Genomic DNA, 26,553 nt, shown 5'->3' with positions numbered 1-26,553 from the left:
GCCCTTTTTTTGTTTTTTTATTCTACTGTAACAGATTTTGCTAAATTTCTTGGTTTATCTACATCACAGCCTCTTTCTACTGCAATATAATATGATAATAACTGCAAAGGCACTACTGTAGCAGAAGCAGTAAACATTTCATTTGTTTTTGGTATATAAAATACTTCATCTGCTACTTTTTCTATGCTTGTGCTACCTTCTGTTGCAATGGCAATAACATCTGCACCTCTTGCTTTTACTTCTTTAATATTACTAATCAGTTTTTCAAATAATGCCTCTTGTGTTGCAACTGCAATTACAAGTGTACCATCTTCTACTAATGATATTGTACCATGTTTTAACTCTCCAGCAGCATAAGCTTCACTATGAATATAAGAAATTTCTTTTAATTTTAAAGAGCCTTCTAATGCCGCCGCATAGTCAATTCCTCTACCTATTACAAAAACATCTTTTGAATGAGCATACTGTTTTGCTAATTCTTTCATTCTTTGTTCTACTTTTAAAAGTTGTTCTACATCATCAGGTACTTTTTTCAGTTTTTCAATATATTCCATCATATCTTTTGATGTAATATTTTCTTTTGCTGCTCCAAAATACAATGCCAACAAATACATTACTGACAACTGTGTACTATAGCCTTTTGTAGTAGCAACAGCAATTTCTGGTCCTGCCCAAGTATATATCACATCGTCACTTTCTCTTGCTATAGAGCTTCCTACTACATTTACTATAGATAGCACTCTAACACCATGTTTTTTCGCTTCTCTTAATGCCGCTAATGTATCTGCTGTTTCTCCAGACTGGCTTACTATAATACACAAGTCATTTTTTTGAAGTATAGGCTGGCGGTATCTAAATTCAGAAGCTAAATCTACTTCCACAGGTATTCTTGATATTCTTTCTATAACATATTTACCTACAATAGAAGCGTGCCAAGCACTTCCACAAGCTACTATGTGTATTCTATTGATATTTTTTACTTGCTCTGCTGTCAATGCAATTTGGTCTAGCTGTATTGTATTATCTTTTATTCTTGGCAATATTGTTTTTCTTAATCCTTCTGGCTGTTCCATGATTTCTTTCATCATAAAATAGTCATAGCCATCTTTTTCTGCTGCTGAAACGTCCCATGTTACAGGGAATATTTCTTTTTTGATTTCTTTTTTATTCAAATCAAATATTTGTACACCATCTTTTTTAAGTAATACAATTTCGTTATCTTCTAATAAATAATACTCTCTAGTATATTCCAAAAGTGCTGGAATATCAGAAGCAATATAATTTTCATTTTTTCCTAATCCTACCAACAATGGGCTATCTTTTCTGACTGCAACAATTTCATCAGGGTGTTCACTACAAAGTACTCCTAAAGCATAAGCACCTCTAATTTTTTCAATGACTTTTATCATAGTATCTACTAAATCACCTTGATAATAATAGTCAAACAGTTGTGCTACAATTTCTGTATCTGTTTCAGAAACAAATTTTTTGCCTTGTTGTTGTAAAAACGCTTTTAATTCCATATAGTTCTCAATAATACCATTATGTACTACTGAAATTCTGCCGTTTTCACTGTTGTGAGGGTGACTGTTTACATCGCTTGGAGCTCCATGTGTTGCCCATCTTGTATGACCGATGCCTACTGTTCCCTGCACATTACTGCCTGTTTTTTCTATTTTTTCTTTTAAATCAGACAGTCTTCCTTTTGTTTTAATTGTAAAAATATTGTTTTGATACACAGCAATGCCTGCAGAGTCATATCCTCTATATTCCAGTTTTTCAAGTCCCTGCAAAAGCACAGGTGCTGCCTGTTCTGTTCCAACATATCCTACGATACCACACATATTTTTTTCCTCCAGTTTTTTTATTTGTACGTTGCTTTCTTTTTGTATAAAAAGTTTCCCTTTTATTTTTGTAGAAAACCTGCGTCCCTGTACAAATGGGCGAGAAGTATCCGCCGAATATTTTCGATACGCTTCTTCCTCGTCAACTACCCCTACATGAGTTCTGGCGCTTATATTCTTTCCTCCTTTTATTTGCAAAGCACTTTGTAGGAAGTGCATAGTAAATGTTATTTACTATTTATTCGCAATATTGTACCATACTTTATCATAATGGTAAAGATAAAATTATTTTTTTATTATTATATTCTTTATAAAAGTTATCCTATTACACAAATATAACAATATGAGAATAAAATTGACCATAAGGCCGTTTTTCGTTATAATCTATTATAAAACTGGAGTAAAAACTTAAATTACAAAAGGAGTATAAACACATGGAAGAAAAAATTACAATAAAATTGCCTTTAATTCCATTAAGAGGTTTAACTGTATTTCCAGATATGACTACAAGTTTACCTATAGGTCGTGAAAAATCTTTAGAAGCTTTAGACTATGCCACAGAACACAAACTTCCTGTATTTTTAGTATCTCAAAAAGATGCTTCTATACAAGACCCTCAAAGACAAGATTTATGTGATATAGGTACTATTGCAAAAATAAAACAAGTATTAAAATTACCTGGAAATTTAAACCACGTTATTGTAGAAGGAAAAAAAAGAGCAAAGTTAATACAATGTCTACCATATGAACAATGTGAATATGGCGATGTCATTGAAATTGAACAAGATTTTGAAGGAGAACTTTCTTCTGAAGAAGATGCCCTTATGCGTATTGCTATAGACTGTTTTGGAGAATATACTACCATTATCAAAAACAGAAATTCTGCTGAAATGCTTTTTGCTGCTACGGAAGCTGCTTCTGCAAAATATCCCGGAAAATTAGCTGACATTATTGCAGGAGTATTAGAAGCAAGTGAAGAAAAAAAACAATCTTTATTAGAATTAGTTACTCCAATACAAAGATTACAAATGGTAATAAAAATTATAAATCATGAAATTGAAGTATTAAAAATTAAAAAGCAAATTGAAAAAGATGTTCGCAAAAAAATGGACAAAGCACAAAGAGATTATTTTTTAAGAGAAGAAATGAAAATATTACAAAAAGAATTAGGAGATAAAGATGGTGTCAGTGCAGATGCTGAAAACTTTCGTCAAGTATTACAACAAAAAAATCCTCCTGAAGAAGTCAAACAAAATATTGAAAAAGAAATTGAACGTATGACAAAAATTCCTATTTCTTCTCCAGAATACAATGTATCCAGAACTTACATTGAAACAGTGCTTTCACTGCCTTGGAAAGAAAAAACTAAAGCAAAGTTTGACTTTAACAGAGCAGAAAAAATACTAGAACAAGACCATTATGGTCTAAAAAAAGTAAAACAAAGAATATTAGAACACTTAGCAGTACGAAAATTAGCCCCAAAAGGCAACAGTACTATACTTTGTTTAGTAGGCCCTCCAGGTGTGGGAAAAACTTCTATTGCTAAATCTATCGCAAGAGCTTTAAATTTAAAATATGTCAGAATGTCATTAGGCGGTATCAGAGATGAAGCGGAAATCAGAGGACACCGCAAAACATATGTGGGTGCTATGCCAGGACGCATACTCTATAGTATGAAACAAGCAGGTACAACAAATCCTCTTATGCTTTTAGATGAAGTGGACAAACTCAACAAATCCTACAATGGTGACCCTGCTGCTGCACTTTTAGAAGTATTAGATAGCGAACAAAATAATACCTTTCGTGACCATTATTTAGAACTACCTTATGATTTATCACAAGTATTTTTTATATGCACAGCAAACACTACTGACACAATACCTTCTGCTTTACTTGACAGAATGGAAATTATACAGCTTTCTAGTTACACAGCACAAGAAAAAAAGCATATTGCAGAAGAACATTTAGTACAAAAACAAATGAAAAAACATGGCTTAAAACCATATCAGTTTAATATTTCTGATGGTGTAATAGATGAAATTATAGACAATTACACCAAAGAAGCTGGTGTTCGTCAATTAGAGCGTACCATTGGAAGCCTTTGCAGAAAAGCTGTTAAAATGATAGTATCCAAACAACAAAAATATGTTACAATATTGCCAGAACAATTAGAAGATTACATTGGTACTAAAAAATATCATACCGATAAAATATATACACAACCTCAAATTGGTATTGTAAGAGGACTTGCTTGGACAAAATTTGGAGGAGAAACACTTTCTATTGAAGTGAACACTATGGAAGGCACTGGAAAATTTGAACTTACTGGCAACATGGGAAAAGTCATGCAAGAGTCCGCAAAAGCTGCTATGAGTTATATTCGTTCTCAATGCAGCCGTATTAATGCAGAAGATACTTTTTACAAAGACAAAGACATTCACATACACATACCAGAAGGTGCTATTCCAAAAGATGGCCCTTCTGCGGGTATTACTATGGCTCTGGCTATGCTTTCTGCACTCACAAATGCCAATATTAGAAATGACGTCGCTATGACTGGTAGAAATTACACTTCGAGGCAGAGTATTGCCTATAGGAGGACTAAAAGAAAAAATACTTGCTGGAAAAAAAGCAGGCATTGTCAAAATTATATTACCGAAACAAAATGAAAGAGATTTAAAAGAAATTGAAGAAGAAATCAAACAAGATTTAGAATTTGTATTAGCGGAAACAATGGAAGATGTTATCACAAATGCTTTAGCAGAAGGAGAAAAAATATGGAAGTAAAAAAATCCTCTTTAGAGGCAGTTGGTGTAAAATTTGAACAATATCCTACTGACAACAAAACTGAAATTGCTTTTGCTGGAAAATCAAATGTTGGAAAATCTACACTTATTAATGCTATGTTAAATAGAAAAGCATTGGCTAGAACAAGCTCACAGCCTGGAAAAACAAGAACAATAAATTTTTATAATGTCAATGACGAAATTTATGTTGTAGATTTACCTGGTTATGGTTATGCCAAAGCATCTAAAACAGAAATACAAAAATGGGGAGCTATGATTGAAAGCTATTTACAAAAAAGGCAATGTCTTGCTGGTATTATATTACTTATAGACATTCGTCACGAACCTGGCAAAAACGACATTATGATGTACAACTGGCTAAAACACTATGGTTATGATATTATTATTGCTGCTACAAAATCAGACAAATTAAACAGAAGTCAAATACCAAAACATTTAAGTATTATCAGAAAAACATTAGGCTTATCTGAACAAGATAAATTGATTGCTTTTTCTGGTACGGCTAAAACAGGTATTTCAGAACTTTGGCAAGAAATTGACAAATTATTACTATAAACAGACTAAAACAGACAAACAAATACCATAAAACGTATATTAATATATTAGTCTGTGCATTTCAAATGATTTAAGGGGTGTTTTTATGAAATTTCATATTTGTTTGTCTGAAACAAATAAAAAATTAGGTGGTGTCTGTGGGGGTATTGCACAATGTTTTCATTTTGAGCCTTCTATTGTCAGAATAGTATTTGTGCTTTTGGTATTGCTTTTTAGACTCTATCCTATTGCGATTTATATGGTGCTTTGGGCAATACTTCCTAAAGAATGATTACTATTATTGGTAATATGTTCCTACATAAAATAATATGATATTGCCATACTAAAAATGTACTACAAATAAATTGCATTTGAAGGAGGACATTATATTATGTCAGGAACAAATAATTCATCTAGTAATAAAATTAATGTGCCAGAAGCAAAGGCAGCTTTAGAACAATATAAGTTTGAAATAGCAAATGAAATTGGTGTACCTTTAAAAAAAGGCTACAATGGTGATTTGACTTCTGCTCAAAATGGTTATGTAGGTGGTTACATGGTCAAAAAAATGATTGAAGCACAAGAGAAAGAAATGGCAAATAAAACACAAAGTTAATTGATAAATTTTATTTATAAAATATTTGTGTTTGATATTTCACTTTATAAAACAAAATTTTATTTTTTATAGCTTATATATAAGCTTTTTCAAAAAATGGCTGAACTTTTACAATAAAAGACATCAGCCATTTTTTAATATACTATGAAAAAGGCTGTCGAAATACTCGACAGCCTCTAACAGACAACTTGTCTGCTTTTTTCTCCAGAATTATTCAGGTTTTGGAGCATTTACTGGACAAACACCAGCGCAAGAACCACAGTCAATACATTCTGCTTCTTTGATAGCATAAACACCACCATCTTCATAAATGCAGTTTGTTGGACATTCGCTCATGCAAGCACCACAACCGATACATTCAGAACCAATTTTATGAGCCATTGGAAATACACCTCCTATCAAAATATACAATGCTATTTTATATCAAAAATAAATAATTAGCAAGTTATTTTTTAAATTTATACATAGATTTTGTCAAAAATATCATATTTGACTTTTTTAGATACAATTATCACACAAATATCGTAACAATTATCAAAATATGCTATTAATCATTTTATAAATAAGACGATATTAATTAATGAAACAGTGTATGCTGTTTTCCATACTGTAATAAAAATATATAGGAAAGGAGACGATTGTATGATGAACGGAATTAGTAACTATTACGGCAATTACAACAATTTTAGTAATTCTTATTTCAATTCTACAAATGCACTCAATCAGTTAAAATTACAGCAAGCATTAGATAAATTAGACAAAAAGACAAATAGCAGTTCCAGCAATACTGCTACTGGTTCTTTGAGCAGCAATGCTTCTACATTTTTACGTAACTATGACAGTGCTATGTCAGATTTAATGTCCGCAGCAAATTCTCTGCGTGATGTAAATTCTTCTGGAGTAAGCAATTCTTTAACTGTAAATAGTTCTGACAGTGATGTTTTAACAGCTACCAAAAATTATACTCTTAGAAAACCAGAAAGTTTTGATGTTTCTGTACAACAATTAGCAGCAGCACAACAAAATGTTTCTACTGCTGTAACAAGTAATGCAAAAGCAACAGAAGATGCTGATTTTTCTATTGTAACAAATAAAGGTACTGCAAACATTAATGTAAGTTCTGTAAATGAATACGGTGTACAAAAAACAAACCGTCAAATGCTCAATGATGTAGCCAAAGAAATTAACCGTCAAAATATTGGCGTAAAAGCATCTGTTGAAACATCAAAAGACGGCAAAAGCGTATTAAAATTAACATCAAAAGAAACTGGCACCGACAATTCTTTCATTGTAAATGGAGAGTTTGCTGAAAATAACGGTCTTAGTGAAGCAGCTACTGCTGCACAAAATGCACAATACTCTGTTACTGACAGCAATGGTTTTACAGAGGAATTTACATCTAGTTCTAACAATGTTAGTCTGGATTATGGTAAAGCTAGTATGACATTAAAAAGCGTTGGCGATGCAACAGTAAAAGTTGGTGTAGATAACAAAAATATTGCAGATGCTGTAGAAAATCTTGTTGATAAATATAACAAGGCTTTATCTGTTGTTTCTTCTAATGCAGATAGAGGTTCTGGTGTAAAAAATCAATTATCTCAAATGTTAAATGGCCCTGCTCCAGAAAAATCTTTGAAATTAATTGGTATTACTAAAAATGCAAATGGTTCTCTATCTTTAGACAAAGATACACTTCTTAAAAAATTAGATGAAGATCCAGAATTAATCAAAGATATTATCAGTGGTAGTCACGGACTTGCACAAGGTGCTTATAGGTCTGCTGAGAGTGGTATGTCCCGTTCTGCTAATTCTTTAATTAGCAGAGATTTAAAACAAATGCAGCAAGACACTAGTACAGATGCACTGAATTTAATGAGCCGTTTTGCAAATTCAGGTGCTTATAACTTAAGCAACTACTATACTGCAGGTCTTCTAATGAATATGTTAGTATAATTGTTTTATAACTTTTATATCAAAGCTATTACGTTAAATGTTTTACCCCTGCAAAAACAATTTTTGCAGGGGGTTTTATTTATGCTTTTTCCGCTGTCAATATACCATTTGCTGCAACATACTCTCTTTGAGGCAATTCGTTTTTTTGTTCTTTTAACACATCAAATAATTCCTCTAACACTTCATTCACTGTATGCACTGGTTTTACTATAATATCCATATCTGCATATTTTTCCTGCCAATTATCAGCAGGTATCAATACTTTTTTTGCTCCTGCTTCTTTTGCTCCTTCTATTTTAGCACAAACACCTCCTACTGGTAATACATCTCCGTAAATACTGATTTCTCCTGTCATAGCAACAGTATTATCTACTTTTATACGAAACAATGCAGAATACACAGCACAAAATATTGCAATACCTGCAGAAGGGCCATCTACTGGCATACCTCCTGCAAAATTGATATGCACATCATATTCTTTTCTACTAATTCCTGTAAACTGTTCTAATGCCGTAATCACATTTTCAACAGATGCTTTTGCATTGCTTTTTCTTTTGACTTCTCCCTGTCTACTTTTGAGCAGTTCTTGTTCTACAATACCCGTTACAGTGAGCATACCTTTTTCACTTTTTGACTTCTGTACATATGCCTCTAGTGTCAAAAGCATTCCCCTGTTATCATTTCCATATACTGCCAAACCATTTACTACACCAACTCTTTGCTTTTTAGGAATTGTTTTTATAGGTAATGCTTGGTATCTTCCTGCTTCTAATACCCAATCTAAATCTTTTTGTTGAATATAATGTCTACCTTCTAATATTGCTAATGACACTGCAGATTGTATAATATTTACAGTTTGTCTACCATTTGAAGCATATTTTGATATTTTTTTACATAATGCAGGTGCTTTTTCAAATCCTGCATTTTGTATTGTATTTTCTGCAATTTTTACAATAGAATTTTCTTTCAGTCCATCAAAATAAATTTCCATACATCTAGAACGCAATGCTGGAGGTATTTCTTCTGGAGTTCTTGTAGTTGCCCCTACAAGCCTAAAATCTGCTGGTATACCATTACAAAATATATCATGTATATGAGGAGGTATATTTTTATTGTTTTCACTATAATAAGCACTTTGAAAACGTGCTATTCTATCTTCTAATACTTTTAGTAGCTTATTCATTTGCATAGGGTGTAGCTCTCCTATTTCATCTATAAACAGTATTCCTCCATGTGCCTCTGAAACAGCACCTGCTTTTGGTTGAGGTATACCTGCTGCACCATATGCTCCTGCCCCTTGATAAATTGGGTCATGTACAGAACCTATAAGAGGGTCAGCAATACTTCTTTCATCAAAACGTAATGTTGTAGCATCTAATTCTACAAATTTTGATTTACTTCCAAAAGGAGAAAGTATATTTTTTTTTGCTTCCTCCAATATCAATCTTGCAGCCGCAGTTTTACCTACTCCTGGAGGGCCATATATTAAAACGTGTTGGGGATTAGGGCCACAAAGTGCTGTTCTTAATGCTTTTATGCCTTCTTTTTGCCCTACAATATCATTTAATGTCTTTGGTCTTGTCTGTTCTGATAAAGGTGTTGTTAAATGAATTGTTCTCATTTTTTTGAGCTGTTCTTGTTCTTTTCTAAATTCTAATTGATGAAATGATTTTGTGCCACTTTTTTCTTTTAAGCTTCTATAAAAATAAATTGCTGCAATACAAGAAAAAAGTATCTGTATAATAGTAAGTAATAAATAAAGATGGTTCATGTGTTTTTCTCTCCTCCATAAATATTTACTATTTTTATTGTATTTTTCTCCATTTCAGCAATTTTATACCACAAAAAAAATCTCTTATATAAAATATAAGAGATTTTTTAAATTTAATTTAGTATATATTTTTTTATTTTCTCACCAAATTTTTATAGTCTGTGTAAATCTTGTTTTACCTGTTACCGCAATATGTAATGCACTTGGCACAAAGCTTTTTCCCTTATATTCTGGTGTACAAATATATCTCGTACCGCTTTCTAAAAGCATTTTTTCTGCTACAATATCATATCTTTGCTTTAATTCTACTACTTCAGGTGGGACATACAATATATTATTACTTTCCTCCTCTCCTCCAAAACGTAATGGCACAATATATAACATTGCCAGTTCTTTTTTCTCACACAATTCTTTTGCCATTTCATTCGTTTTTACAGCAGAAAAGTCAATCCCTTCTACTTCTTTTTTTCCTAGCAGTTTTTTTAAAAATCCCACTTTTACACCCCTTTTTTATTTTCCATTTCTATGCAATTCCAAATTTCCCCCATACATTCATAACTTTCTATTACATCTGTTTTTATTTCTTGAAATCCACAGCTTTTATAACATTTTATGGCATTACTATTATTTTCAAAAACACCTAATGATATTTTATTTACTCCAATATTATCAAAAGCATACTTTACAGCTAAATCAACCATTTGTTTGCCATAACCTTTTTTACGCTTTTTATGGTCTATTATGACAAAACCTAATCGAACTGTTTTTGTATCATATCCAACAAAACGCAATGTAAAATGTCCTATGATATCGCTTTTATCATATGCTGTCATAATATACATTTGATAATTGTTTTTCTCTTTATTATAATAATCATTTATGTCACTTGCTGTAATAGGATATTTTTCATATCTATCTGCACTCCACTGTCTAAAAATATATTCATTCTCTATCCATTTTGTAATTATTTCTGCATCAAACACATTATATTCTCTCAGTTTTAACATCATTATACTCCTTTAATATATTCACATACTACATCATGCAATTCTATATACGGATTTTGTTTTAATGTTTGTTTTGTATCACAACATATTACATCAAATTTTTCCATATCACCATACCCATCTATATTTTCTAATATCGCAATAATTACATCAGCAGTTACATCATAAAGTACCGCTTCTAGACGCTGTTGTTTTTGACATAATGCCTTTTGTACACAGCAATTTTGAATATTCGCTAAACTTTCCATAAATTTTTTTTGAAACGGATTTAATTCTTTCATATCACAAAACCTCTCTATTATTTCTGTATTTTTTTTATTACTTATACTAAAAAATACAATAAACAATCTTACAACATTTTTTCTACCACAAAATTCCAAAATTATTCTATATATTTCGATTTTTTCAAATCTCTATACTTTACAATGCTTTTACATCAATATTATCAAAAAATCGACATTTTAGCAATTTTATATTTCTACATAAAAAAGTCTTGCTATTTAGTATTCATCTAAATAGCAAGACTTTTTTTAAAATATGATATTTTATTTGTTTTCTATAAAACTTGCTATAATTTTGCCTCATAAATAATTATTATAACTATTGCTATTTTTATCTAGGACAATCCTCTCTAATACAACCATTAGAACACATTTCTATTTCATATATCTTATTTATAGTATTATAATAATCTATATAAATTTTTTTCTCATTACTTACTTTTAATTGATATATACAATATAAAATAAATATATATATAATGGTATATACTATAAGCAAAGCAAACCCATTTATTGTAAATAATGCTTTTTCTTGAAAACACTTTTCATACAAATTAGATATTAACAGTGTTAAACATAAATATATTATATATGGAATAAAACTTTTTATTTCCCAAAAATTTTTTTTGTCTTTCATACTTTTTATAAATTCTTTAGAAATATCAATCATTTTTATTTGTGTATAAAATATAATAAAATTTATAACAGCTAAATAGCCTGCAAATACCACTGAAAAAACAAAAATCAAGTCATTAAATTGACTTATATCAATACAATTTATATCAATTTTAAATAACACATTATAACAAAATATTACACCAACAAAAAACAATACATTAACAATAGCATCTAACATAATAGTATAATTTCCAAGTACTTCTCCTTTTGAGCGTTCCCAATCATGTTTTAATAAACAAGATAAATATTCTATTAGTATTTTTTTTGCCTTTTTTATTTTCTCTTTCAGCAATGTTTGAACCTTGAGGATCTTCTAAAGTCCCAATTATTTTCCATATATGTGCATCTTGAAAAACATTATCTTGATTTGCAATACCATATGTATTAATTTTTACTTTTAATTCACATAGTATTTTATCAATTTCATATTCTCCTGCACTTTGAAGTCTTTGAGCAATTTCTCTAATTTCTTCTCTCCATTTAGCACGTTCACTTGTAATATATTGTAGTTTGTTATCTGCCTTATTTTTAAGCACTCCTATAATTGCTGTCAAAATCCCTAATATCAGTGAACCTTCTAATAAAGTTTTCCAGGTTTCCATAAAATTCCCTTCCTTATTTTTATTACAACAATATTTACACTTCTTATTTAATATTCTACACATCTTGCCAAAATTTGCAACATTTTTTTTATAAAACAAAAAAGCCCTAATATTTAGATAAACTAAACATCAAGACTTTTTATAAAGGCGCTGATCGGATTTGAACCGATGCATAGAGGTGTTGCAGACCTTTGCCTTACCGCTTGGCTACAGCGCCATATAAAATTTAATGACCCGACCGGGAATCGAACCCGGGTTACAGCCGTGAAAGGGCCGTGTCTTAACCGCTTGACCATCGGGCCTTATTACTCCCCGAGTAGGATTCGAACCTACGACCCTCCGGTTAACAGCCGGATGCTCTACCGCTGAGCTATCGAGGATTATTCTCCAGCCACCACTTACTTTCCCAGGCGGTCCCCCACCAAGTATCATCAGCCGTTTGCGTCTTAACCGTCGTGTTCGGAATGGGTACGGGTGTTCCCCACAAACGTATCGTCACTGGAAATATCTTTGGGCTTTACACCCTCAAAACTGAACACAAGATATATTATAGCCTCTCTCTCGCTTTTTGTCAATACCTTTTTTTACTTTCCTTCTATTTTTTATCTCTTCCTTTGCTTTCCCTTTTACTAGGTCAAGCCCTCGGTCTATTAGTATTGGTCAGCTTAATACATTACTGCACTTACACCTCCAACCTATCTACCTTGTTGTCTTCAAGGGACCTTACTCACTTGCGTTTTGGGATATCTTATCTTGAGGGTGGCTTCACGCTTAGATGCCTTCAGCGTTTATCCAGTCCATACTTAGCTACCCAGCTATGCATTTGGTATGCAACTGGTACACCATTGGTATGTCCATTCCGGTCCTCTCGTACTAAGAACAGCTCCTCTCAAATATCCTTCGCCCACAACGGATAGGGACCGAACTGTCTCACGACGTTCTGAACCCAGCTCGCGTACCGCTTTAATGGGCGAACAGCCCAACCCTTGGGACCTACTTCAGCCCCAGGATGCGATGAGCCGACATCGAGGTGCCAAACCTCCCCGTCGATGTGAACTCTTGGGGGAGATAAGCCTGTTATCCCCAGGGTAGCTTTTATCCGTTGAGCGATGGCATTCCCACTTATTACCACCGGATCACTAAGTCCTACTTTCGTACCTGCTCGAACCGTCGCTCTCGCAGTTAAGCCACCTTTTGCCTTTACACTCTTTGAATGGTTTCCAATCATTCTGAGGTGACCTTCGAGCGCCTCCGTTACTCTTTTGGAGGCGACCGCCCCAGTCAAACTGCCCGCCTGACATTGTCCTTCATCTGGTTCACAGATGCAAGTTAGAAATCCAATGATATAAGAGAGGTATCCCACCAGCGGCTCCACGAATACTAGCGTACTCGCTTCCTAGCCTCCCTCCTATCCTGTACATATATCATCGAATCCCAGTATCAGGCTGCAGTAAAGCTCCATGGGGTCTTTCCGTCCTGTTGCGGGTAACCAGTATCTTCACTGGTTCTTCAATTTCACCGGGCGTGTTGTTGAGACAGTGCTCAAATCGTTACACCTTTCGTGCGGGTCAGAACTTACCTGACAAGGAATTTCGCTACCTTAGGACCGTTATAGTTACGGCCGCCGTTTACTGGGGCTTGAATTCAAAGCTTCAGCTTACGCCTTACCTCTCCTTTTAACCTTCCAGCACCGGGCAGGTGTCAGCCCCTATACTTCACCTCTCGGTTTCGCAGAGACCTGTGTTTTTGCTAAACAGTCGCTTGAGCCTCTTTTCTGCGGCCAGCTCTCACTGGCTCCCCTTCTCCCTAAGTTACGGGGTCTTTTTGCCGAGTTCCTTAACAACACTTCTCCCGTCAGCCTGTGGATTTTCTCCTCATCTACCTGTGTCGGTTTACGGTACGGGTACAAATAATGCTATAGCGGCTTTTCTTGACAGTGTGGATTTAGTAACTTCCTTACTCTTTTTCAGTCCTCATCACATTTCAGCTCAGTCTGACGGTTTTTCCTATCTGACATACCTTTATGCTTGACCGGGTTTTTCCTTTCCCCGGTTTACCTATCCTCCTGCGTCCCCACAGTTCTGATTATTTGTAGTACTGGAATTTCTACCAGTTATCCATCGACTACGACCTTCGTCCTCGCCTTAGGCCCCGACTTACCCTGGGAAGTTTAGCTTTACCCAGGAACCCTTAGATATTCGGCCTAGAAGTTTCTTTCTTCTATCTCGCTACTCATTCCGGCATTCTCTCTACTGCTTCGTCCATCATTGCTCTCGCTTTGACTTCTTCCTTTTGCACTATGCTCCTCTACCACTCCCTACATCCGTAGGAAATCCGTAGCTTCGGTGGTATGTTTTAGCCCCGTTTATTTTCGGCGCAGGTTCTCTCGACTAGTGAGCTGTTACGCACTCTTTTAATGTATGGCTGCTTCTAAGCCAACATCCTAGTTGTCTTTGAAATCCCACATCCTTTCCCACTTAACATACACTTCGGGACCTTAGCTGTCGGTCTGGGCTCTTTCCCTTTTGACCACGAGACTTATCTCACGTAGTCTGACTCCTGAGGATATCTTGACGGCATTCTTAGTTTGATATGAGTTGGTATCCTTTTTGGGACCCGCGTCAGTTCAGTGCTTTACCTCCGTTAGACTTCTCTCAAGGCTAGCCCTAAAGCTATTTCGAGGAGAACCAGCTATCTCCGAGTTCGATTGGAATTTCTCCGCTATCCACACCTCATCACCACCTTTTTCAACAGATGTGTGTTCGGTCCTCCAAAACCTTTTACGGTTCCTTCAACCTGGACATGGATAGGTCACCCGGTTTCGGGTCTACTATCACTAACTATATCGCCCTCTTCAGACTTGGTTTCCCTTCGGCTTCCTGCCTTATTAACAGTTAACCTCGCTAGTAATTGTAACTCGCCGGACCGTTCTACAAAAAGTACGCCATCAGTTTCCCTCTGGCTGTTTGTAAGCACGGGGTTTCAGGTTCTCTTTCACTCCCCTCCCGGGGTCCTTTTCACCTTTCCTTCACAGTACTGCTTCTCTATCGGTCACTGGGGAGTATTTAGGCTTGGGGGGTGGTCCCCCCGGCTTCCTACAGGGTTTCTCGTGTCCCGTAGTACTCTGGATACTGTCGGCTGAATTTCAATTTCGTTTACCGGACTTTCACCTTCTTTGGTGTGCTTTCCCAAAACACTTCAACTATCTCCATTCAATACCTTACACAGTCCTCAACCCCAGAAAACTTTGTCTCCTGGTTTGGCCTCTTTCCCTTTCGCTCGCCGCTACTTAGGAAATCGATTTTTCTTTCTCCTCCTACTGCTACTTAGATGTTTCAGTTCACAGCGTTCCCTTCTGTATGCTATGGATTTACATACAGATACCTAAGGTTTTCTTAGGCAGGTTCCCCCATTCGGATATCTCCGGCTCATTGGCTATGTGCGCCTCCCCGAAGCTTTTCGCAGCTTATCACGTCCTTCATCGGCTCCCAGTGCCAAGGCATTCACCTCGTGCTCTTTCTTGCTTGACCTTTAAATGTAGTAGCGTTACTACTTTTTTACTTTATTTATAGAAGTTTGTTTCAAAAATTTATCATTGCTCGATTTTTGACTCTTTTTTCTTGTATTCAGTTTTCAAGGTGCATACAGACTTCTTTTCGTCTGTTACTGGAGATTGCGAGATTCGAACTCGCGACCCCCTGCTTGCAAGGCAGGTGCTCTCCCAACTGAGCTAAACCCCCATTTACATTACATAAACAATATGCAATGATATATTTCGATATTATATCAGAAAATATTATAAAAATCAACTATTTTCCAACTTATTATTTTGCTTTATTCTGTCTTTTCAGACACTGCTTGAATATATTAACACGCAACAAATATTTTGTCAACACTTTTTTTATTTTTTATGCAAATATTTTTAATACCATAAACAAAAGCAAATTATTATGATACAAAAATGCTGTAATATAACTCTTTTCTAATAATATAAAAAACGCTTGCAGTACCTCATGATAATAAAAAAATGTCAGTATAATGCCAATAAACCACACTAAAAATATTCCTTTTGCTCCACCAATCGCAAAACCACACAATCTATTAATAGTACTAATTACAGGTAATTTTGAAACAATATTTAATGCACCTAAAAACAATTTCATTATAATGTATAAAGCTACTGCCACCAAAACAACACTAATAACATTTAAACAAATATTTGCGAAATAACTTGCTACATAATCTTGTAATTTTTCTGTTTCAAAAAGAGAATGTACTACAGAATTATTATTTTCAAGTAAAGCACTTTTTAAAAATTCTGGTATATTCATATCATTTATTATAATCGTTTGAGATTGCTCTGCTTTTTCTTCTAATAGATTGCCTAAATTTAATCCTTCATATACATTTTTTTTAAAAAAATCAAATAAAGCTGTTGTTCTAAGAAATTTACTACAAACAGGAGATAGTATTTTACAACCAAAAAATGAAACAATAACAGGTAAAAAACCTAAGCAAGCATATAAAAAGCCTTTATAATAACCTATTAGTGCAGGTACTAAAATTATCAATAATACAATAATATCCAACAACCATACTATATTACTGTTTTCCATATTATTTCTCACTCCTTCATTATAGTATGCTCTATTGTATGAAATGGTGCAAAATATTGTTTTATTTTGCACCATAACACTATTATCTTTGCGTACTATATTATCTTATTTCACTTTGCTGATTTATTAACTTTTGTTATTTTCATTACTTTATATTATTTTGTTATGTAGTATTATTTTATTGTTGTTTTACATTTTGTTTTATATCATTTTTCTGCTCTATATTTGTGTTTTCTTCTTCTGTATTATTTTCTTCTGTATCTTCTTTTTTATTTTTTTCTTCCTCTCCTTGTTGTTTATCTTCTTTCTCTTTTTTATCATCTTCTTTATTTTCTTGTTGTTTATTTTCTTCCTCTTTGTTATCTTCTTTTTCATTTCCTTGTTCTTCTTTGTTATCTTCTTCTTCATTTCCTTGTTGTTTATCTTCTTCTTTGTTATCTTCTTCTTTATTTTCTTCGTCATCTTGCTGTTTTTTAATGACTTTTTCTGTACTTTGTACATTTTCTTTTTGTTCTTTTACAGTAGTATCTTGACTTACTGTATCCATATTCAATATCATTGCACTATCATTTGTAACAAAAAGCACATTATTGACATTTTCCATAAGTAAAACATCTATCATATCCTTTGTTGCAGTGTATTCCCAAAAAGCTCTGCCTCCTATTTTAAAACCATAATATGTTTTATTACACCCTATTATTGTACCTGTATTATCACAGTTTAAATAAGTTACAGCATCTTTTGCTTGAAAAGAAGCAATTTCTTTACCATCGCCATTAATCCAACTAACATAGCCTTGTTTTTTACTATCTCTACCTGATATTGCTCCACCATATGCTGCTACAATATATTTCTTTTTTTCTATTCCTATGTAACTAATATGATTTGTCAGTTCTATTGCCCAGCATTCTTCTCCATTACTTGCTATGCCATATAACGCTCTATCAGACACCATAGCAAGGCTTCCATTATCCAAATAAAACACTTTTGCTATCAGTTCATTATTTTTAATGACTCCTGAAAACATACTTTCTGTAAAATTTTTTCCTTCTGACTCATTTACAAAGAAAAAATTTACTTTTCCTACAGGCTCTACATCTGTTGTATCCAAATAGCTTATTGCAAATACTCTATTATCATCTGATATATCCATAGAAAGAGGATAAACACCTTTTTCTCCTTCTTGTCTTCCTGTGAGTTGTGTACCTTCTTTATCATAAACCATTACTGTATAAATTTCTTTTTCTTTTGTAATTACTCCCAAATATCCATTGCGATTTAATGCAAAATACAAAACATTTCCTGTACTTTGTGCTGTATAAAGTAAACCTGTTTCATCATAAACTTTTACACTTTTTCCTGATAAATCCCCTATAGCATAATAATCGCCTTCTTCTATTAGTTCTGGTGCTGTCATAGTAAAAGTATCATTCCATTTTTGGTCACCCATACCATTCATATATCTCGCACCATCTTTTGTACACATCAAAAATTTTTTACCTTTTGTAGCAAACAAAGCTCCTCCTGAAGACAAACGAATAGTATTTTTTTCATCAACTTGTTCCATAATATCTATTTGTTCTGTTTCTTCTGTTTCTTCTGTTTCTGTCGAATTTGTTGTTTTTTTCTGCTGTAAAGAAGAAAGTATTGTATTGATTTTTCCTTGTCCATAGAAAGTATCTATATAATACAGTCCACAACTTCCTCCTACTATCAAAGCAAATAAAAACAATACTACAATATATTTTTTACTTCCTTTTTTTCTTTTTTCTATTTTGTTTGTTTCTTCCAAATAATACTTCCCCTTTCTGAGTATTCCCCCTCAATCTAAATTATTATACTCCTCAGCATAACTTTCGTACAGATATTTTTTTGCAAAAAAAGAAAAGGGCGAACAATTTGTTCTGCCCCTTTTTTTATTTATCGTTCTAAACCCCAATTCTTATTTTTTTATCAGCCTTTTATCAGTTTATCATACAAAGCAATATATTTTCCTGCAGAATTTGCCCAAGAATAATTACAATCCATAGCGTTTCTTACTACATTTGCCCATTCTTCTGCTCCCATATGATATACTTTTAAAGCTTCACGGAATGCCCAAAGCAATCCATTGCCATCATAGCTTTCAAATACAAAGCCATTCCCTTGTTTTGTCTCTGTATCATAATGTGCAATGGTATCTGCTAAACCGCCCGTTTTTCTTACAATAGGTACTGTACCATATCTCAAACTAAACATTTGTCCCAATCCACATGGCTCAAAGAAAGATGGCATCATAAATAAATCACTTGAAGCATATATTCTTTGTGCTAATGTATCATCAAACAAAATATTTGCACTCATTTTTCCAGGATATTGCTGTGCCATGCTTTTGAAAATATACTCATATCTATTTTCTCCTGTACCTAATAGCACAAATTGTATATCTTCTCTCATCATTTCACTAAACACTTGTGTCAAAATGTCTAATCCTTTTTGGTCTGCTAATCTTGTAATCATACCAATCATTGGTACATCTTTTTGTTCTAATCCTAGATACTTTTGCAATTCCCTTTTATTTTCTTTCTTTAATTCAATACTATTTCTGTCAAAATTCCTTACTAAGCGTTTATCTGTTGCTGGGTCATTTGCTTGATAATCAATACCATTTATAATACCACTTAAATGCTCTTTTCTACTTCTCAATACACCATCCATACCATAGCCATACTGTGGTGTTTGTATTTCTTCTGCATAGGTATTACTTACAGTACTAATATGGTCAGCATACATCAAGCCCATTTTCATATAGCTGACATTACCATAAAATTCTGCATTTCCATTATCAAAACACCAATTTGGTACACCTAATAAATCCATTGTTTCACGACCGAAAACGCCTTGATACTGTAGATTATGTATGGTGTAAAGTGTCTTAATTCTGGAATAAAATATCATTTTACTATAAGACTCTTTTAACAACATACAAATAGGCCCTGTTTGCCAGTCATTGCAATGTATAATGTCTGGATAGTAGTCTATTGTAGACAACATATGCAACACTGCCTTACAGAAAAATGCAAAACGCTCGTTGTCGTCCCCATAACCATAAAGTCCTTCTCTGCCAAAATAAAAATCGTTTTCTATAAAGTACACAGGAAATGTGTCAGTATTTTTTCTTAATATTTTTGCTTCCTGTGTTCTCCAGGCAAGATTTATAAAGAAAGAACCTAAGTATTCGACATCTTGCATATGCTCTTCTTTTATCGTTGCATATTTAGGAAGTACCACTCTCACGTCAACATCTGCTTCTTTTAATGCCTTTGGCAATGACCCTACAACGTCCCCCAATCCACCACTTTTTGCATAAGGTGCTGCTTCAGAAGAAACTAGCAATATTTTACGTCTTTCACTTGCCACCAATAACCACCCTTTCTTCATGATTGACACATTTGTTTGTATTAATTTTACTACAAACTATTGCTTGTTATCAAGTCATAATATTAACAAAATTTTATAATTTCACACAAAATTTCTTTTTTTGGCTTATACTATGTAAAATTAGTGATATAATAACTGTTATAATATGGCTGAAATACAGCTTATAATACAATATATTATACTATTTTTTTAAGAAAGGACGATTTTTATGGACAAATTACCCAAAAGAACGGAAATAAACACAAATTATGCGTGGCGTTTAGAACATATTTACAGTGATATTGAAAAATGGGAAAAAGATTTTGATACTTCTCAAAAATCTATTGCATATTTAAGCGATTTTTCTGGAAAAATTAGCACATCTGCACAAACATTATTAGACTGTCTTAATCAAAGCAATACTATTTCTCTTATGATAGAACAGTTATATGTTTATGCCTTTATGCACTTCCATGAAGACAGCACAAATGCCACATATCAAACACTTTCTTCTAGAGCAGAAAATCTTATTATACAATATTCTTCTGCTACTGCCTTTATTGTGCCTGAAATACTTACGATACCAGAACAAACACTTACAAGCTTTAGAAAACAATTACCCGAATTTGAAGTATACAATCACTTTTTTGAAAATATACTTCGTCAAAAAGAACATACATTATCTGCGGAACAAGAACAATTTCTTGCTCAAACAGCAGAAATTGCCAACGCTCCCCAAAACATATTTACTATGTTAAATGATGCAGACATGAAATTTGCTACTATTCACGATGAAAAAGGCAATGAAGTAGAATTGACAAAAGGTCGTTATACTTCTTTTTTAGAAAATAGTTCTCGTGCTGTTCGTAAAGAAGCATTTTTTGCACTCTATGACAGTTACATGAAACAAAAAAATACCATTGCTGCTACTTACAGTGCTAGTGTAAAAAGTGATGTCTTTTTTGCCAAAGCAAGAAAATATACTTCTTCTATTTGTGCTGCACTAGAAGACGACAACATACCTATTTGTGTATACGACAATCTTATACAAACTGTACACAAATTTTTGCCTCTTATGCACCGCTATGTTTCATTACGCAAAAAAATGTTAGCACTTGATGAAATTCATATGTATGATTTATATGCTCCTCTTGTTGCAGAAGCAGACAAAAAAATATCTTATCATGAAGCAAAACAAACTGTATTAAAAGCACTTTCTATACTAGGCGAAAACTACATCAATGCACTTCAAAAAGGTTTTGATGGTGGTTGGATAGATGTATATGAAAATGAAGGCAAAAGAAGCGGTGCATACTCTTGGGGCGTATATGGTGTACACCCTTATGTACTTTTAAACCACAATGACAACATAAACAGTATGTTTACACTTGCTCACGAAATGGGGCACGCTTTACACAGTTATTTTACTTGGCAAAAACAGCCTTATTTATACAGCGGACACAAAATATTTGTGGCAGAAGTCGCTTCTACTTGCAATGAAGCACTTCTTATGCACTACCTTCTGGAAAACACACAAGATATTACTATGAAAAAATATCTTATCAACTATTTTATGGAGCAATTTAGAGGCACACTTTTCAGACAGACAATGTTTGCTGAATTTGAAAAAATCACTCACAACATGACAGAAAAAGGAGAACCTCTTACTTGCGAAAATATGAGCCAAATTTATTATGATTTAAACAAAAAATATTTTGGCAATGACATTGTTATTGATGAGCAAATTGCTATAGAATGGGCAAGAATACCTCATTTTTACAATGCCTTTTATGTTTATCAATATGCTACTGGTTACAGTGCTGCTATCGCTTTATCTCAAAATATTATAAAACAAGGTCAGCCTGCTATTGACCGCTATATTGATTTTCTTTCCAAAGGCAACAGTGAATACTCTATTGATTTGCTCAAGGGGGCAGGTGTAGATATGACAACTGCTGAACCTATTGAAAATGCTATGAAAGTATTCGAAAGTTTATTAAATCAAATGGAAAGTTTGTTATAACACTTTCTTTATTACACGAGGGGACTTTTACAGTTCCCTCTTTTTATATAAACAAAATCTAACAAATACACTCTCTTTTCACACCATATTATTTTAGAGTGTTTTAGATTTTATTTTTTTCAAAAAAGCACTAACACTCTTTTGTCAAAAAAGAGCATATTTATTTACTTTACTTTTCTTTTCTTTACTTTACTTTGTAACTTTCTGTATACATTTTTTGCATTTCTGTATACATTTTTTGTTTACAAATATTATTTACCACGTCTAATCAATATTATCCTTGTAACACGGATTAGAAATAGCCTTTGTTACAACCACGTCTAATCAATATTACCCTTGTAACACGGATTAGAAATAGCCTTTGTTACAACCACGTCTAACCAATATTACTCTTGCAACACGGATTAGAAATAGCCTTTGTTACAACCACGTCTAATCAATATTACTCTTGTAACACGGATTAGAAATAGTTTTTGTTACAACCACGTCTAACCAATATTACTCTTGTAACACGGATTAGAAATAGTTTTTATTACAACCACGTCTAATCAATATTACCCTTGTAACACGGATTAGAAATAGTTTTTGTTTTTAAAATATATATTTTATATAGTATATATAATACATAAAAAGTATCAAAAAGTATCAAATCACAATGATTGCATTTTTTTCTGTTCTATAAAAATAGACAGCAACATAGAAAACACATACATCACCGCTGCTACACCTACCAAAATTATCAAAACATTGCTATATGTTCTATAAGAGCTAATTTCTCCTCTCCATATTTTCAGCATGGACATCACTATTGCTATAATTACAGCAATCGCACAAATGACATACAATCTGCCTTTTTCTGCTCCAAAGCGGTACATAATAGGAAAAGAAATCGCTTGCATAATAGGTATAAAAAATGCTGGCAATATTTCAGCACTAATAGTCTGCACATCAAACGTTATATAAGGTACTATAGTAAAAAGCAGTATTATTCTTATCAGTAAAAATCCCACAATATTCAAAAGCAAACAACTGCCAAACAACAGCAATCCAAACAAATATCTACTACACACTACTGTTTTTTTACTCACAGGAAAAGCATATTGATATTCATTCCATTTACTATAGTTATCATAGCTAAAAGGTAACATTGAAAAGTTTCCTCCTATCATAATGGATATAAACGACATAGCTGAAATGGTACTTGACTGCACACAACTAAACACTATAAAAAATACCGCAAACAATAACACTGTTTTCCACATCTTTTTCATATAAATTACATCTTTATACAATAATCCTATCATTATTTTCTCTCCTATCTCTCGTGATAAAACACCATAATATCTTCCAAACTTGCATTATCCATTACTGCACCATCATATTTTCTCAAAAACATCTTTTTATTTTTTACAAGCACTTTACAACCAAAAGCATACTGTTTTACGCTGACATAATCTTTTACATCTATTTCTTTCAAATCCTCTTTCGAAAAGTTAGCAACTCCATAATTTTCTAATAATTCATCTTTATTTTCACTCAATATTACATTTCCTTTTTCTATCAATGTAATATAATCTGCTATTTTTTCTAAATCTTCTGTAATATGAGAGGAAAGCAACACAGAATGACTTTCTATTTCCACAAACTCCTGCAATATATCTCTCATTTGCTGTCTTGCCACAGGGTCAAGCCCATTCATAGGCTCATCTAAAAGCAACAATTCCGCTTTATGGCTCAATGCACAAGCGATTGCCAATTTCTTTTTCATTCCCATAGAAAAACTTTTTATATTTTTAGCAAAAGGAATTTCAAATTTTTGCAAATATTCAAAAAACGCTTTTTCATTCCAATTTACATACAATTTTGATGTAATTTTATTTACTTCTTTTGGTGTGAACATTTCATAAAATATATTTTCATCTGGCACAAATGCAATTTTTTGTTTAATTTCATATTCTTGTGAAACGCTATCCATTCCCAACACTTCAATACTTCCTCCACTCAGAGAAATCAAATTCAATACCAATTTCATTAATGTTGTTTTTCCTGAACCATTTTCCCCTATCAATCCCATAATACTACCCTGTTCTAAATTCATTGTAACAGGCTGCAAATGAAACAAATCAAATTTTTTTTCTGCATTATTCCATACAATACTATTTTTCATTATTATCCTCTCCATACAGTATTTTTACTATCTCTATCAGTTCCTCTAATGCTATATCATTCATTTGTGCCTGCTCTACTGCACATTTGATATATTGTTCTATTTGTTTTAGCTGCTCCTCTTTTATCAATTCCAAATTCTTTTTTGCTACAAAGCTTCCCTTTCCCATTACTGTTACAATAAATCCAGCATTTTCTAATTCTTCATATGCTCTTTTTGTTGTAATAACGCTAATTTTGAGTTCTTTGGCGAGTGTTCTCATAGAAGGCAGTGCTTCTCCCTCTTTCAAATTACCATTGATAATATTTTTTTTAATCTGTGCTATAATCTGCTCATATATAGGAACAGATGATGTATTACTTATAATAATATCCACATTTTCCCTCCTGTTATAAGTGTATATATTGTATATATACACTATATCACTACATATACAATCTGTCAATATATTATTCTATTGTAAACTAATATAAAATATATAGTTGACAATTGACTCTCATTTCTTTATACTGTTATCATATTATTTTTTATATTAGGAGGTTATTTATGAAAACAAAATCAATTACATTTATAGGTTTATTTACAGCACTACTTTGTATTGCTGCACCGCTTTCTATTCCCATACCAGTAAGTCCTGTTCCTCTTTCACTAGCTACATTTATTATTTATTTATTTTCTAATTTATTAGGCTATAAAAAAGCATTACTTTGTTGTTTGATTTATTTTTTAATTGGTTTAGCTGGTATACCTGTTTTTTCTGGTTTTTCTTCTGGTGTTTCAAAATTGTTAGGCCCTACAGGAGGCTATTTAATAGGTTATTTTTTTCTTGCTTTTTTTACGGGATTTTTTGCAGACAAATTTCCCCACAGTATAAAATTACAATTATTAGGTATGATAATAGGTAGTGCTTTTTTACAATGTTTAGGTACTTTATGGCTCTCTATACTTACACACACTACTTTTTTACAAGCTTCACTTTCTGGTGTTATTCCCTTTTTACCAAATGATATATTAAAAATTGTTATTGTGATTATTATTGCTCCTCTCATTAAAAAATATATGGCAAAAGCACAGCTTTCTTTTGAATAATAAAAAAATAAAAAGTATGACAATACTATATTTCGTATGCTCATACTTTTTTTAATGCTCTAAAATATTTTATCATTCTATTCATTATATTGAGAACAATCTATTACAATAACAGGAATTTGCTTTTTTAATGCAAATACAAGCGTCATATTTGTACCACTACGAACTCTTATTTTTCTTTTATCAAACACTGCAAGCAAACAATCTGCCTTATCTACCATATATTGATTTCTTTTTCTGTATGCCTGCTGTTTTGCCTCTCCACTATCGCTTACAATAACAACTTCTTCACTATGTTTTATAATTGTTTTCAGTCTTTCTGAACTTCTATTTGTCCAGCTTTCATTATGTCCTTCAAACGGTATTGCAAGCATTATTTTAACATCACAATACGCTCCATAGCTTTTTAGTTGTATCAATAGCTCTGCTGCTCACATATCAACGCCTTATGCCCCACCAATCCAAAATGTATGCACTCCTCTTTTATATAAATCTTTTAATTCTTTTTTTATTTTCTTTTTTAATCTCTTGCACATTATATCATGTTCATTGTTTTTAAATGAAAACCTTTATGGCCTATGTCCTGTAATTGCACACACTTCCATAAGTAATTTCCTCCTTGTTTATATGGCTTATTTTCTTGTATTGATGATATCAAAATTAGTTTTAAGTATTTAATCCTTATATTTAAGTATTATATCATTTATTTTTAAAACATTAACAAATAAATCAAGTAAATAATATTTAATACTCCTTTTTAAATAAGGATAAAATAATTTAAAAGGAGATAGAGAAATGAATAATACTTTAAAAGATGATGACTTAGAATTACTATTACAATATGAAACGTTCTTACGACAACGCATTATAAAATTAAGTATAGAAAAAAATATAACAGAACACGCTTTAAGTTTACAGCTTGGTAAAAATGGTTCTTATATTAGAGCAATTACAAATAAAATCGCATTGCCTTCTGTAAGAGAACTATTTAATATTATGATATTTTTTGAAATTACACCATTTGAATTTTTTATAAATTTAGGTAGTGAAAATGAACTGCGTACAAAACTATATGAAAAAATAAGAAAATTACCTAATGAAGATTTAGAAAAGTTATCTCTTTTTTTATCTTGGATTGAAAAATAAAACAACAAAAAAGAGAACTT

At 32.6% G+C, this 26,553-nt stretch carries 24 protein-coding genes, 4 tRNA genes and 2 rRNA genes; 9 read left to right on the top strand and 21 right to left on the bottom strand.

Annotation, left to right across the window (positions count from 1 at the left end):
* Positions 1-17: 17 nt before the first annotated feature.
* Positions 18-1,844: a glutamine--fructose-6-phosphate transaminase (isomerizing) gene (glmS, locus tag C820_RS05795; RefSeq protein ID WP_035296822.1), complete on the bottom strand. Its 1,827-nt coding sequence runs from the start codon at positions 1,842-1,844 to the stop codon at positions 18-20.
* A gap of 434 nt (positions 1,845-2,278) precedes the next feature.
* Here glmS and lon point away from each other — a divergent pair, with 434 nt between their 5' ends.
* The 5 genes from lon to C820_RS05775 all read left to right on the top strand — a co-directional run bounded on the left by lon (position 2,279) and on the right by C820_RS05775 (position 5,801).
* Entirely contained in the window at positions 2,279-4,513 is a 2,235-nt protein-coding gene (gene lon, locus C820_RS05790; RefSeq protein ID WP_004037326.1) for an endopeptidase La, read from the top strand.
* Positions 4,431-4,631, top strand: a complete 201-nt coding sequence (locus C820_RS14570; protein WP_347562977.1) for a S16 family serine protease — start codon at positions 4,431-4,433, stop codon at positions 4,629-4,631. Before lon ends, C820_RS14570 begins: the two co-directional genes overlap by 83 nt.
* A complete protein-coding gene (gene yihA / locus C820_RS05785) occupies positions 4,622-5,206 on the top strand; it encodes a ribosome biogenesis GTP-binding protein YihA/YsxC (RefSeq protein ID WP_004037328.1) in 585 nt (194 codons plus the stop codon). The genes C820_RS14570 and yihA overlap by 10 nt, the downstream gene beginning before the upstream one ends.
* A gap of 85 nt (positions 5,207-5,291) precedes the next feature.
* Entirely contained in the window at positions 5,292-5,477 is a 186-nt protein-coding gene (locus tag C820_RS05780; protein WP_004037330.1) for a PspC domain-containing protein, read from the top strand.
* Between the two features lie 99 nt (positions 5,478-5,576).
* Positions 5,577-5,801, top strand: coding sequence for an alpha/beta-type small acid-soluble spore protein (locus C820_RS05775; RefSeq protein WP_004037332.1), 225 nt, complete (start codon positions 5,577-5,579; stop codon positions 5,799-5,801).
* 210 nt (positions 5,802-6,011) lie between these two features.
* Here C820_RS05775 and fdxA read toward each other — a convergent pair whose 3' ends face one another.
* Complete coding sequence (gene fdxA, locus C820_RS05770; protein WP_004037334.1) at positions 6,012-6,182, bottom strand: 4Fe-4S ferredoxin; 171 nt, start codon at positions 6,180-6,182, stop codon at positions 6,012-6,014.
* Between the two features lie 261 nt (positions 6,183-6,443).
* Between fdxA and fliD the strand changes: the two genes are divergently transcribed.
* The gene (gene fliD / locus C820_RS05765) at positions 6,444-7,754 is read left to right on the top strand and encodes a flagellar filament capping protein FliD (protein ID WP_004037336.1); all 1,311 of its coding nucleotides are present in this window, start codon (positions 6,444-6,446) and stop codon (positions 7,752-7,754) included.
* A gap of 79 nt (positions 7,755-7,833) precedes the next feature.
* On the opposite strand, the gene lonB is transcribed toward fliD, so the two are convergent.
* The 15 genes from lonB to glgA form a co-directional block, all read right to left on the bottom strand.
* Complete coding sequence (gene lonB / locus C820_RS05760; RefSeq protein WP_004037338.1) at positions 7,834-9,525, bottom strand: ATP-dependent protease LonB; 1,692 nt, start codon at positions 9,523-9,525, stop codon at positions 7,834-7,836.
* A 141-nt stretch (positions 9,526-9,666) separates the two neighbouring features.
* Positions 9,667-10,020, bottom strand: a complete 354-nt coding sequence (locus tag C820_RS05755) for a hypothetical protein (protein WP_004037340.1) — start codon at positions 10,018-10,020, stop codon at positions 9,667-9,669.
* A 2-nt stretch (positions 10,021-10,022) separates the two neighbouring features.
* The gene (locus C820_RS05750; RefSeq protein WP_004037342.1) at positions 10,023-10,532 is read right to left on the bottom strand and encodes a GNAT family N-acetyltransferase; all 510 of its coding nucleotides are present in this window, start codon (positions 10,530-10,532) and stop codon (positions 10,023-10,025) included.
* Positions 10,533-10,534: 2 nt separating this feature from the next.
* Positions 10,535-10,813, bottom strand: a complete 279-nt coding sequence (locus tag C820_RS05745; RefSeq protein ID WP_004037344.1) for a hypothetical protein — start codon at positions 10,811-10,813, stop codon at positions 10,535-10,537.
* 331 nt (positions 10,814-11,144) lie between these two features.
* Entirely contained in the window at positions 11,145-11,783 is a 639-nt protein-coding gene (locus C820_RS05740; RefSeq protein ID WP_035296751.1) for a hypothetical protein, read from the bottom strand.
* Entirely contained in the window at positions 11,713-12,093 is a 381-nt protein-coding gene (locus C820_RS05735) for a hypothetical protein (protein WP_004037346.1), read from the bottom strand. Before C820_RS05735 ends, C820_RS05740 begins: the two co-directional genes overlap by 71 nt.
* A gap of 145 nt (positions 12,094-12,238) precedes the next feature.
* A tRNA-Cys gene (locus tag C820_RS05730) sits at positions 12,239-12,310 on the bottom strand.
* 13 nt (positions 12,311-12,323) lie between these two features.
* Positions 12,324-12,395, bottom strand: a tRNA-Glu gene (locus C820_RS05725).
* 6 nt (positions 12,396-12,401) lie between these two features.
* Positions 12,402-12,473 (bottom strand) — tRNA-Asn (locus C820_RS05720).
* Between the two features lie 5 nt (positions 12,474-12,478).
* Positions 12,479-12,596, bottom strand: a 5S ribosomal RNA gene (gene rrf / locus C820_RS05715).
* 127 nt (positions 12,597-12,723) lie between these two features.
* A 23S ribosomal RNA gene (locus C820_RS05710) occupies positions 12,724-15,623 on the bottom strand.
* Positions 15,624-15,760: 137 nt separating this feature from the next.
* Positions 15,761-15,833 (bottom strand) — tRNA-Ala (locus tag C820_RS05705).
* A gap of 168 nt (positions 15,834-16,001) precedes the next feature.
* Positions 16,002-16,709: a CvpA family protein gene (locus C820_RS05700; protein ID WP_004037347.1), complete on the bottom strand. Its 708-nt coding sequence runs from the start codon at positions 16,707-16,709 to the stop codon at positions 16,002-16,004.
* Between the two features lie 178 nt (positions 16,710-16,887).
* A complete protein-coding gene (locus C820_RS05695; RefSeq protein ID WP_004037348.1) occupies positions 16,888-18,501 on the bottom strand; it encodes a DUF5711 family protein in 1,614 nt (537 codons plus the stop codon).
* 161 nt (positions 18,502-18,662) lie between these two features.
* Positions 18,663-20,108, bottom strand: coding sequence for a glycogen synthase GlgA (glgA, locus tag C820_RS05690; RefSeq protein ID WP_004037350.1), 1,446 nt, complete (start codon positions 20,106-20,108; stop codon positions 18,663-18,665).
* A gap of 229 nt (positions 20,109-20,337) precedes the next feature.
* On the opposite strand from glgA, the gene pepF reads away from it, so the two are divergent.
* On the top strand, positions 20,338-22,131 hold the full coding sequence (pepF, locus tag C820_RS05685) for an oligoendopeptidase F (RefSeq protein WP_004037352.1): 1,794 nt from the start codon (positions 20,338-20,340) through the stop codon (positions 22,129-22,131).
* A 650-nt stretch (positions 22,132-22,781) separates the two neighbouring features.
* On the opposite strand, the gene C820_RS05680 is transcribed toward pepF, so the two are convergent.
* Genes C820_RS05680 through C820_RS05670 form a run of 3 tightly spaced genes read right to left on the bottom strand, consistent with a single transcriptional unit; the run spans position 22,782 to position 24,674 of the window.
* Positions 22,782-23,435, bottom strand: a complete 654-nt coding sequence (locus tag C820_RS05680; RefSeq protein ID WP_004037354.1) for an ABC-2 transporter permease — start codon at positions 23,433-23,435, stop codon at positions 22,782-22,784.
* An 11-nt stretch (positions 23,436-23,446) separates the two neighbouring features.
* Entirely contained in the window at positions 23,447-24,298 is an 852-nt protein-coding gene (locus tag C820_RS05675; RefSeq protein ID WP_004037357.1) for an ABC transporter ATP-binding protein, read from the bottom strand.
* On the bottom strand, positions 24,288-24,674 hold the full coding sequence (locus tag C820_RS05670; protein ID WP_004037358.1) for a GntR family transcriptional regulator: 387 nt from the start codon (positions 24,672-24,674) through the stop codon (positions 24,288-24,290). Before C820_RS05670 ends, C820_RS05675 begins: the two co-directional genes overlap by 11 nt.
* Positions 24,675-24,844: 170 nt before the next feature.
* On the opposite strand from C820_RS05670, the gene C820_RS05665 reads away from it, so the two are divergent.
* The gene (locus C820_RS05665; protein ID WP_004037360.1) at positions 24,845-25,387 is read left to right on the top strand and encodes a biotin transporter BioY; all 543 of its coding nucleotides are present in this window, start codon (positions 24,845-24,847) and stop codon (positions 25,385-25,387) included.
* A gap of 77 nt (positions 25,388-25,464) precedes the next feature.
* Here C820_RS05665 and C820_RS05660 read toward each other — a convergent pair whose 3' ends face one another.
* Positions 25,465-25,806, bottom strand: coding sequence for an SLOG family protein (locus C820_RS05660; protein ID WP_004037362.1), 342 nt, complete (start codon positions 25,804-25,806; stop codon positions 25,465-25,467).
* Between the two features lie 376 nt (positions 25,807-26,182).
* On the opposite strand from C820_RS05660, the gene C820_RS05655 reads away from it, so the two are divergent.
* Complete coding sequence (locus C820_RS05655; protein ID WP_004037364.1) at positions 26,183-26,533, top strand: hypothetical protein; 351 nt, start codon at positions 26,183-26,185, stop codon at positions 26,531-26,533.
* The last annotated feature ends 20 nt before the right edge of the window (positions 26,534-26,553 follow it).

Source organism: Clostridium sp. MD294 (assembly GCF_000364165.2).
Taxonomy (GTDB): Bacteria; Bacillota; Clostridia; order Lachnospirales; family Anaerotignaceae; genus Coprocola.
Note: the sequence above shows the minus strand (reverse complement) of the source record. Positions and strands in the feature narration are given on the sequence as shown.